Source organism: Aquabacterium sp. (assembly GCF_004297345.1).
Taxonomy (GTDB): Bacteria; Pseudomonadota; Gammaproteobacteria; order Burkholderiales; family Burkholderiaceae_C; genus Aquabacterium.
On sequence record NZ_SCTN01000546.1, the window covers coordinates 1 to 10,753 of the forward strand.

At 64.7% G+C, this 10,753-nt stretch carries 6 protein-coding genes; 5 read left to right on the forward strand and 1 reads right to left on the reverse strand.

Annotation, left to right across the window (positions count from 1 at the left end; translation table 11 throughout):
- The 5 genes from tssL to EPO09_RS21090 form a co-directional block, all read left to right on the forward strand.
- Positions 1-602: type VI secretion system protein TssL, long form (gene tssL / locus EPO09_RS21070; protein WP_290646375.1), on the forward strand; the 602-nt coding region annotated here is incomplete at its 5' end.
- Positions 599-4,195: a type VI secretion system membrane subunit TssM gene (tssM, locus tag EPO09_RS21075; RefSeq protein WP_290646377.1), complete on the forward strand. Its 3,597-nt coding sequence runs from the start codon at positions 599-601 to the stop codon at positions 4,193-4,195. The genes tssL and tssM, both read left to right, overlap by 4 nt.
- A complete protein-coding gene (gene tagF, locus EPO09_RS21080) occupies positions 4,195-4,896 on the forward strand; it encodes a type VI secretion system-associated protein TagF (protein WP_290646379.1) in 702 nt (233 codons plus the stop codon). Before tssM ends, tagF begins: the two co-directional genes overlap by 1 nt.
- A gap of 37 nt (positions 4,897-4,933) precedes the next feature.
- Complete coding sequence (locus EPO09_RS21085; protein ID WP_290646381.1) at positions 4,934-6,922, forward strand: serine/threonine-protein kinase; 1,989 nt, start codon at positions 4,934-4,936, stop codon at positions 6,920-6,922.
- Positions 6,923-7,080: 158 nt separating this feature from the next.
- Positions 7,081-10,461, forward strand: a complete 3,381-nt coding sequence (locus EPO09_RS21090; protein ID WP_290646383.1) for a PAS domain S-box protein — start codon at positions 7,081-7,083, stop codon at positions 10,459-10,461.
- Positions 10,462-10,479: 18 nt separating this feature from the next.
- On the opposite strand, the gene EPO09_RS21095 is transcribed toward EPO09_RS21090, so the two are convergent.
- Positions 10,480-10,753 (reverse strand): hypothetical protein (locus EPO09_RS21095; protein WP_290646385.1); only part of this gene is annotated, 274 nt, incomplete at its 5' end.

A 10,753-nucleotide genomic window follows, 5' to 3' on the forward strand; every position in this document is an offset into this window, starting at 1 on the left:
GAGTGCTGCTGGCCGTGTACCTGGGCCTGACTTTCGCGCTCAGCGGCCATTCGGATCCCGTGTTCGGTGCGATCCAGAGCCTGCGTCTGGCGCCGCCCGTGCCGCCCACGCCCATCCCCGCCGCCAAGCCGCGTCTGGCCCAGTTTCTTCAAGCCGACATCCGCTCCGGCCTGGTCGCCGTGCGCGACGAGATCGACCGCAGCGTGATCACCCTGCGTGGTGATGGCCTGTTCGATGCGGGCAGCGCCTCGCTGAGCGAGAACCGCGAAGCCATCATGAAGCGCATCGCCCAGGCCCTGGTGCAAGTGCCCGGCAATGTGCTGGTCACTGGCCACACGGACAACCAGCCCATCCGCTCGATGCGCTTCCCCTCCAACTGGCATTTGTCGCAAGAACGTGCCGACACCGTGCGTGACTTGCTGCAAGCCAATGGCGTGGCCAAGGAGCGCATCCGCTCGGAAGGCCGTGCAGATGGCGAGCCGGTCGTGGACAACACGACGCCCTCGAACCGCGCGGTGAACCGCCGCGTCGAGGTGATCCTGTTCGTGGCCCGCGATAACGCGATCGCCACAGCCAACGCAGCACAAGAGACACAACCATGAAGAAGCTGCTGTCCTTCCTTTTCAGCGGCATGGTCCTGGCCATCATCGGCCTGCTGGCCTTGTCGCTCGTCATCTGGATCGTGGGCCCGTTGATTGCCATTGGCACGCTGCGCCCGCTCGACTCGGTATGGTCTCGCCTGATCCTGATCGGCCTGATCGTGGGCACCTATGCCCTCATCAAGATCATCAGCGCCATCCGTGCCAAAAAGGCCAACCAGGCCGTGGTCAACCAGTTGCTGGCCCCCGCCCCCAAGGGCAGCGATGCCGAGCCTGAAGCGCCCGAAGTCAAGCTGCTGCGCGAGCGTTTCGAGAAGGGCATGGAGACCCTCAAGAACGCGCGCTTCGAAGCCCACAAGGGCGTGTGGTCGGGCCTGAAAGCCCGTGCCGGCAAGCGCTATCTGTATGAGCTGCCCTGGTACATCATCATTGGTGCGCCGGGTTCCGGCAAGACCACGGCCCTGCTGAACTCGGGCCTGCGCTTCCCGCTGGCCACGCCCAGCAGCGGCGCCCAGGGCCTGCCCGGTGTGGCCGGCACGCGCAACTGCGACTGGTGGTTCACCGACCAGGCCGTGCTGCTGGACACCGCTGGCCGCTACACCACGCAAGACAGCGATCATCAAGCCGACCAGACCGCCTGGAATGGCTTCCTGGCCTTGCTCAAGCGCGCCCGCCCGCGCCAGCCCGTCAACGGCGTGCTGGTGACGGTGTCCGTGCCCGATCTGCTGACCAAATCAGCCGCCGAACGCCAGGCTCAGGCCGCTGCCGTGCGCACGCGCCTGCAAGAGCTGCATGAACAACTGGGCGTGCGCTTCCCCATTTACCTGATGGTGACCAAGTGCGATTTGCTCTCCGGCTTCATGGACAGCCTGGGCGAGCTGGACCGCGACACCCGCGCCACGCCCTGGGGCTTCACCTTCAAGCTTGATGACAAGCAGCACAGCGACGCCGGCGCCTTCCTGCCCGAATTCGACGCGCTGGAAAAGCGACTCACCGATGGGCTGATCGACCGCCTGCAGTTGGAGCACGATCCGGCCCGACGCGCCCGCATCTACGCCTTCCCGCAGCAGTTCGGCGGCTTGCGCAATGTGCTCAAGTCCTTTGTGGACGATGTCTTCTCGCCCTCGCAGTTCGAGCAGAACCCGCTGATCCGTGGCGTGTACTTCATCAGCGGCACGCAGGAAGGCACACCGCTGGACCGCATGCTGGGCAACATCGCCCGCAGCTACCGGCTGGAACGCACCGTGCTGCCGCCCAACAAGGCCAGCGGCAAAGCCTTCTTCCTGGAGCGCCTGCTCAATGAGGTGGTGTTTGCCGAAAGCGAACTCGGTGGCACCGATCTGAAGTGGGAGCGCCGCCGTGGCCTGATGGCCGCTGCTGGTTACGCCACCATCGGCGTGATCGCCACCGCGCTGCTGGTGGCCTGGGGTGTGAGCTTCTTCAACAACCGCAGCTACGTCAACGAAGTCAGCCAGCGCGAGCAAGGGGTGCGTTCACTGCTGCAGACCACGCCCAACCGTGCTTCATCTGACATCCTCGTGCTGATGCCCGCCTTGAAGGCCACACGCGATCTGGCCGTGGGTGACAGCGAGCGTGCCGTGCCCTGGTCGCTGGGCTTTGGCCTGTACCAGGGCCGCAAGCTGGACGCCGCATCACGCCAGGCCTATGAGCGCATGCTGGTCGATGCCCTGCTGCCCCGCATCGCGCTGCGTGTGGAGGACCAGGTCAAGACCAGCATCGACAACCCCGAGTTGCAATACGAAGCCCTCAAGGCCTATGTGATGCTGCACGACCCGCAGCACTTCGACCCCAAGGCGCTGAAGTCCTACTTCATGGCCGACTGGGATCAGAACCTGCCCCGCAGTGTCACCACCGAGCAGCGTGCCGAGCTCAATGGCTATCTGGACGACCTGCTGGCCCAAGGCCCGGCCGTGTCGCCCCTGCCGGAAGACCGCAAGCTGGTAGACAGCACCCGCGCCCGCCTGGTGGCCATCCCCCTGGCCCAGCGCGTGTACTACCGCCTCAAGCAGCAAGGCGTGGGCGACGACATCCCCGAGTTCACGATCGCCAAGGCAGCTGGCAACAGCGCGGCACTGGTGTTCATGCGTGCCAGCGGCGCACCGCTGACCAAGGGCGTGCCCGGCCTGTTCACGTTTGACGGCTATCACAAGGGCTTCCAGCCGCAGGTCGAGCAAGCCACCAAGCAGCTCAGCGAAGAAGAGACCTGGGTGCTCGGCGTACAGGACAGCGCCCGTTCGCAGTCCCTGCGTGATCCCGCCGCGCTGCGCCGCCTGACCGATGACGTGCGCCAGATCTACCTGACCGAGTACGCCACGATCTGGGAAGGCTTCATCGCCGACATCCGCATGCTGCCTTCCGACAGCCTGCCCAAGGCCTCGCAGATGGCCCGCGTGCTGTCCAGCCCCGAATCGCCTTTGAAGCCTTTGCTGACGGCGCTGTCGCACGAGACCACGCTGAGCCTGTCGGAGAGCAAGTCCATCATCGACAAGGCGCAGGACAAGGCTGAAAGCGCGCTCGACAAATCGCGCGATCAGATCGCCAAGCTGTTTGGTGACAAGCCTGCCGCCACGGCGGTCGCCGATGGCCGACGCATCGAATCCATCGTGGACGACCGCTTCCTGGCCCTGCGCCAGATGGTGACCAGCCCCGATGGCAAGAGCCCGGCCCCGATCGACGGCACACTCGGCCTGATCAACGAGGTCTACACGCTGTTGACGGCCACCGAAACCGCCGTGCAAGGCGGCAACGTGCCACCACCCAGCGATGTGCCCAACAAGGTCAAGGCCGAAGCCGCCCGCCTGCCCGAACCGCTGCGCTCGCTGCTCAACACCTTGTCGGTAAGCGGCACCTCGGCCGCGCTGGACGCCACCCGCGCCAATCTGGGCCAGGCCATCAAGTCGCAGATCGGCGAGTTCTGCCAGCAAGCGATCTCCGGGCGCTACCCCTTCGTGCGCGGCAGCAACCGTGACGTCACGCAAGATGACTTCGCCCGCATGTTCGCGCCAGGTGGCCTGATGGACGCCTTCTTCCAGCAGCAGCTCGCCCGCTTTGTGGACACGTCCACACGGCCCTGGAGCTTCCGCAAGTTGGAAGGCGCCACCATGGGTACGGACAGCGGCACGCTGGCGCAGTTCCAGCGCGCCGCCGCCATCCGCGACACCTTCTTCCGAGCTGGTGGCAACCAGCCTGGCCTGCGTCTAGACTTCAAACCCTTCGAGATGGACGCCACCATCACCCAGTTCACGCTGGATGTGGACGGCCAGTTGGTGAAGTACGCTCACGGCCCGCAGATCCCGGCCACCGTGCAATGGCCCGGCCCACGCGGTAGCTCGCTGGTGCGCGTGTCGATTGCGCCGCCTGGTGCCGGCGACAACGCCATCGTGACCGAAGGCCCCTGGGCCTTGTTCCGCCTGTTTGACCGCATGGCCCTGAGCCCTGCTGGCGCACCCGAGCGCTTCAATGTGAACTTCAATGTGGGCGGGCGCCATGCCACCTTCACGGTCACGTCCAGCAGCGTGCAGAACCCCTTCCGCCTGCCTGAGCTGAGCAGCTTCTCCTGCCCGGGAGGTCTGTGATGTCGGGCGTGATACCGGGTGCGGAAGGCCCGGCCTGCGGCTGGTTCGGCAAGATCGCTTCGCTGGGTGATTTCAGTGCCCGGCGCCTGCCGCCGGAGTTCGTGCAACGCTGCGATGACTGGCTCTCGCGCGGTGTGCAGACCAGCCGCCAGCAACTGGGCGACCACTGGCTCAACACCTACCTGACGGCGCCCGTGTGGCGCTTCGCCTGGAGCCCGGGCATCGCCGGCCCACACTGGTGGATGGGCGTGCTCATGCCCAGCGTGGACAGCGTGGGGCGCTACTTCCCGCTCATCGTGGCCCAGGCCAGCACCCATGCGCCTGACTCCGGTCAGGATCAGACCGCCTTGCAGCGCTGGATGGAGCATGTCGCTCACGCTGCCATGTCCACCCTGCAACCAGGCTCGAACGTGGACACCTTTGAAGCCCAGTTGATGACCGCCCCGGCCTGGCAAGCAGCACCGCCGGTGGGCGTGCCCAGCATGCAAAGGCTGATGGGCCGTGATCGTTACGTCACCGCGCCTCAGACCTCGCTCAGCCAGTGGCTCGAAGGTGTGGCCGGCACCAGCCTGCATCAACAGGCACAAGGGCAAAGTCTGTGGTGGCAGCCGGATTCGGGCCACGGCAGTGGTAGCCTGAGCATGGGTCCGGGCCTGCCCGGTGCGGACCACTTCGTCGATCTTCTGCGCGGCAGCTGGTGATCCCCGCCACTGCCCAGCCTCGTTCTTTCATCGCCTCATGAGCCAAGCCGAATCCGCCTCACCACAGCCCGCCACGCCCGCGTCGAACAACAGCCCTGCCCAGGCCGGCGGCCACAGCGGCAATGCGCTGCCCGTCGGCCATCGCCTGCACGAGTTCGAGATCACCGGCCTGGTCGGTGAAGGCGGCTTCGGCATCGTCTACCTGGCGCATGACACGCAGCTGGAACGCACGGTCGCCATCAAGGAATACATGCCCGGTTCTCTGGCCACGCGGGCGGGTGACCTGTCCGTCACGGTCAAGTCCGAGCGCCAGCGCGAGACCTTCACGCTGGGCATGCGCAGCTTCGTCAACGAAGCCAAGCTGCTGGCCTCGTTCGATCATCCCGCGCTGATCAAGGTCTACCGCTTCTGGGAAGAAAACGGCACCGCCTACATGGTGATGCCCTACTACCAGGGGCCCACGCTCAAGACCTGGCTGCGAGACCAGAAGCAGGCGCCCGATGAAGCCTGGCTCAAGGGCATGCTGGGCCCGCTGATCGATGCGCTGGAAGTCATCCACGCCGATCACTGCTACCACCGCGACATCGCGCCCGACAACATCCTGCTGCTGGGCCCCAACAAGCCCTTGCTGCTGGACTTCGGCGCCGCCCGCCGCGTGATCGGTGACGCCACCCAGGCGCTCACCGTGATCCTCAAGCCCGGCTACGCCCCCGTGGAGCAGTACGCCGAAGTGCCCTCCATGAAGCAAGGCCCGTGGACGGATGTCTACGCCCTGTGCGCCGTGCTGTACGCCACCATCATGGGCAAGGCGCCACCGCCATCGGTTGGCCGCATGATGAAGGACGACCTCACGCCGCTCCTGCAATCGGCAGCCGGGCGTTATTCCGCGCCCTTCCTGGCGGCCATCGATGCCGGCCTGACCGTGCACCCCGAAAAGCGCCTGCAGAACATGGCCGCCTTGCGTGAGCGCCTGTTTGCCACCGAGTTGCCGCCCGGCATGACGACACCGCAACCGGTGAACGAAGACGATGACCGCACGGTGATCCTGCCTGCCGGCACGGATGCGGCCACGCTGGTGAAAGAGGCGCAAGCGCACACCCAGCAGCTCACGCAGATGACCGCCATGGCAACACCGCAGACGGCGTTTCCGCCCACGCAGGTTCACCAGCCAGTGCCCTCAACAACGCCCTCATCGGCCAGTACATCGCCATCAGCGCCCGCAGCCTCAGGCAGCACGGCTGCCAACGCGGCAGGCGGTGCATCAACGCCTGGCTCATCGGGCAACAAGCTCTGGATTGCCCTGGCCGCACTGGGCATCGCTGGCGGTGGCGGCGCCTGGTTCATGACACGATCCGGCCACAGCGGCCCGGCCGCGCCTGAAACCAGCGCCTCGCAAGCGGCAGCATCCATCGCAGCGCCAGCCAGCGCCCCGACCGCTGTCGCAGCCGCCAGCAGCGCCACTGCAGCGGCCACGCCGCCCGCCATGCCCGCGCAACGCGATCCGTTCACCATCGTCGCCGCACTGGAAGACATCGTGCGCAACGCCGACCCGCTCATGTCGGTCAACACCTTGACTGACAAGTCGCAACTGGTGATCGGCAAGGACAAGCTGCTGTTCGAGGTCAAGTCCAGCATCCCCGGCTACCTCTACGTCTATCTGGCCGGCACCGATCAGAACCACTTCTACCTGCTCTTCCCCAACGCACTGGACAAGAACAACCGCATCGAAGCCAACAAGCTGGTGCAACTGCCACGCAAGGGCTGGCACATCACAGCCGGCGGCCCGGCAGGCGTTGACCACATCGTCACCGTGGTCTCACCCTTCCCGCGTGATCTGAGCAAGCTGGGGCTGAACATGGCCGACACGATCCCCGAATTCGACATGACGCAAGCCGCCAAGGCCTGGAGCGAGCACAAGGGCCAAGGCAGCCCCTTCGTGCCACCCGCACTGTGCGAAGGCACCTCGCCATGCGAGCAAGGCTATGGTGCGTCGCTCGTCCACATCGAAGAAGTGGCCACTCGCTGAAATGGGCTGACACCGGCCGCAGACAGGCACACAATCGGCAAATAGCTGGTGACATGGCATTCGTTTTACCTGATCACCGGCAACTGTGAGGGGACAGAATCCTTCCGGGCAGGTATGTGCACCTGCCCCAGTTGATTGCAGTCCAACCATCCTCATCGATGACCCAGCCAGCGTCCCTGCCGAATAACGAAGCCCAGCGTCTGGCCAAACTGCGTGAACTGGCCGTGCTCGATACCGAGCCCGAACCGCTGTTCGACACGCTGGCACATCTGGCCGCACAACTGTGTGGCGTCCCTGTGGCGCTCGTGTGCTTTGTGGATGCGGATCGCCAGTGGTTCAAGGCCAATGTGGGCTTGCCCGGCGTTCATGAAACGCCGCGCGATATTGCCTTTTGTGCGCACGCCATCCTCGAACCCGAGGTGATGGAAGTGCCCGATGCCACGCGCGATACCCGCTTCATGGCCAACCCGCTGGTCACCGATGCACCGGGTATCCGCTTTTATGCAGGCGCCCCGATCACGCTGCCAGACGGCCTGCAACTGGGCACCCTGTGCGTGATCGACCAGCAGCCTCGCATCTTGTCGAGCAAGCAAAAGCAAGCGCTGGAAGACCTGGCCCGTATCGCTGCCCAAGCGTTGATGATGCGCGAACGGGTGCGCTACCAGGCCTTGACCACAGGCAGCTATCTGGCCGAACAGATCGCCAACAACGAGGCGCTGTACCGCGCCATCGTCGAGGATCAGACGGAGCTGATTTCGCTCTCCACGCCGGAGGGCATCCTCACCTTCGTCAATGCAGCCTACAGCCGCCAGTATGGCAAACCCACCGAAGCCATCGTGGGCACCAGCCTGTACGACTACGTGCCCGAATCCGAACGCGCGGCCGTGCGCGCCCACATGCACCGGGTGCTGAGCACACGCGAAACCATCCAGGACGAGAACCGCACCATCGCCGCCAATGGCCATCTGCACTGGATGGCCTGGACCAATCGCGTGGTGCTCAATGACCGAGGCGAGGCCACCGGCATCCACTCGGTCGGTCGCGACATCACAGAACGCAAGCTGGCGGAAGAATCGCTCAAGGAAAGCAAGCGCCGCCTGCGCTCCTTGTATGAATCCACGCCGGCCATGCTGCACTCGATCGACCAGCACGGCATCTTGCTGACCGTCAGCGACACCTGGCTGGCCAAGATGGGCTACACACGCGAAGAGGTGATTGGCCGCTCGTCGGCGGATTTTCTGGCGCCGTCTTCTTACGAGTACGCACGCAATGTGGTGCTGCCACGCTACCTGCTGACGGGCCGCTGCGACAACGTCGAATACCAGATGGTGCGCAAGGACGGCAGCCTGATCGACGTGCGCCTGTCTGCCATCATGGAGCGTGACAACGATAGCCAACCCGTGCGCTCGCTGGCCATCCTCGAAGACGTGACCGAGAAGCACGCCGTCGAGGCCGCCCTGCACGCCAACCAGGAGCGCCTGACACTGGCCACGCAAGCCAATGAAATCGGCATCTGGGAACTGACCTTGCCCGAAGGCAAGCTCACCTGGAGCGACATGATGCACACCATCTTCGGCCTGCCACGTGAACAGTTCACCGGCAAGCTCGATGACTGGAGCAAGTGCATCCACCCTGAAGACCTGGAGTACACCAGCCGCGAACTGAGCGCCGCCATCAAGGGCCACAAGCCGCTGGACTTCGATTTCCGCGTGCTGCACCCCAACGGCCACGTGCGCTATGTATATGGCCGCGCCACCGTGTTCCGCGATGCGCGAGGCCGGGCCACCCGCGTGCTGGGCGCCAACTACGACGTGACCGATCGTAAGCACATGGAGCGCGAGCTGGCTGAAAAGCACGAGCTGCTGCGTGTGACGCTGCATTCCATCGGCGACGCCGTGATCACCACCGATGCCCATGGCCGCGTGCAATGGCTCAACCCGGTAGCCGAACGCATGACCGGCTGGCCTAACGAATCGGCGCGTGACATGCCGCTCAGCCAGGTCTTTCATGTGATCAATGAACAGACGCGCGAGCCCGAGGTCAACCCCTTCGAGCGTTGCCTGGCCGAAGACATCCACGTCGGCCAGGTCGATCAGACCTTGTTGATCTCGCGCACAGGCCAGGAATACGGCATCGAAGATTCAGCGGCGCCCATCCGCGACGAAGAAGGCCAGATGCTGGGCGTGGTGCTGGTCTTCCATGACGTGACCGAGCAGCGCCGCATGGGCCATGAGATGAGCTTTCGCGCCACGCACGACCAGCTCACCGGCCTGGTCAACCGCGCCGAGTTCGACAAGCGCCTCACACGCGTGCTGGGTGAAGCGCAGCAGCATGACACCTGCCATGCCCTGATGTACATCGATCTGGACCAGTTCAAGCTGGTCAACGATGCCTGCGGCCACAGCGTGGGCGATCAACTGCTCTGCCAGGTCACCAGCCTGCTGCAAGGCTGCGTCCGCTCACGCGACACACTGGCCAGACTGGGCGGCGACGAGTTCGGTGTGATCCTGGAGCACTGCACGGTCGATCAGGCCCATCGCGTAGCGCAGGACATCTGCGACCAGATGGAAGAGTTCCGCTTCATCCACGACGGTCGGCGTTTTCGGATCGGCACCAGCATCGGCCTGGTCCCGCTGGACAAGCGCTGGGCCCACACCGCATCCGTGCTGCAAGCCGCCGATACCTCCTGCTACGCTGCCAAAGAGGCAGGCCGCAACCGCGTGCACGCCTGGTACGACACCGATCAGGCCATGCGCGCCCGCAAAGGTGAGATGCAATGGGCCAGCCGCCTGGAGCAGGCGCTCGACGAGAATCGCTTCATCCTGTACGCCCAGCGCATCCAGCCCATTCGGCATGCCAGCAAAGGGCTGCATTGCGAAGTGCTGATCCGCCTGCGCGATACCGATGGCAGCATCATCCCGCCCGGCGCCTTCCTGCCCGCGGCAGAGCGCTTCCACATGGCCTCACGCATCGACCGCTGGGTCGTGCGCCATGTGTTCGACTGGCTCAATCAACAAGGCGATGCACTCGATCAGATCGACACCATCGCCGTGAACCTGTCAGGCCAGTCGATTGGCGACCCCACCTTCCACCGCTTCATGCAGGAGCTGATTGCCGAGACCTCGGTGGATGTGCGCAAGCTGTGCCTGGAGATCACGGAAACCGCCGCCATCACCAACCTGGTGGACGCAGCCGCCTTCATCGAGGGCATGCGGCAAAGCGGTGTGCGCATGGCGCTGGACGATTTCGGCTCGGGCGCCTCATCGTTCGGTTACCTCAAGACCTTGCCCGTGGACTACCTCAAGATCGATGGCCAGTTCATCAAGGACATCGTGCACGACGCGCTGGATCAGGCCACCGTGCGCTGCTTCTGCGAAGTGGCCCGCCTGCTGAACATCAAGACCGTGGCCGAGTTCGTGGAAACCGAAGCCGTGCTGCAAACCCTGCGCGACATCGGCGTGGACCACGCCCAGGGCTATTTGATTCACAAGCCCCAGCCCTTGAGCCAGTTGCTCACGCCCGTGTCCTGCACGAGCTGAGCCAACCTGACAGGCGCGTCAGGAGAGGCGCCCGCTGATCACCCGCTTGAGCAGGCGTTTGCTCAAACGGCGGGCGTAGTCGCCATAGGCGATGTCATCGGCCATCAGATCCAGATGCAGGTGCGTGATGGTGCTGCTGGGCAGCATCCGCACGAACAGCCGCTCGCAGAATTTCGGGAACACCAGATAACGCAAGCGATTGGCGTGATCCAGCGCACGCGTGATCTCCCGGCTGCGCTCTTGATACAGCGGCAAGGCACGCACTCGCCCATCAGCTTGCAGCGCGGCCTGA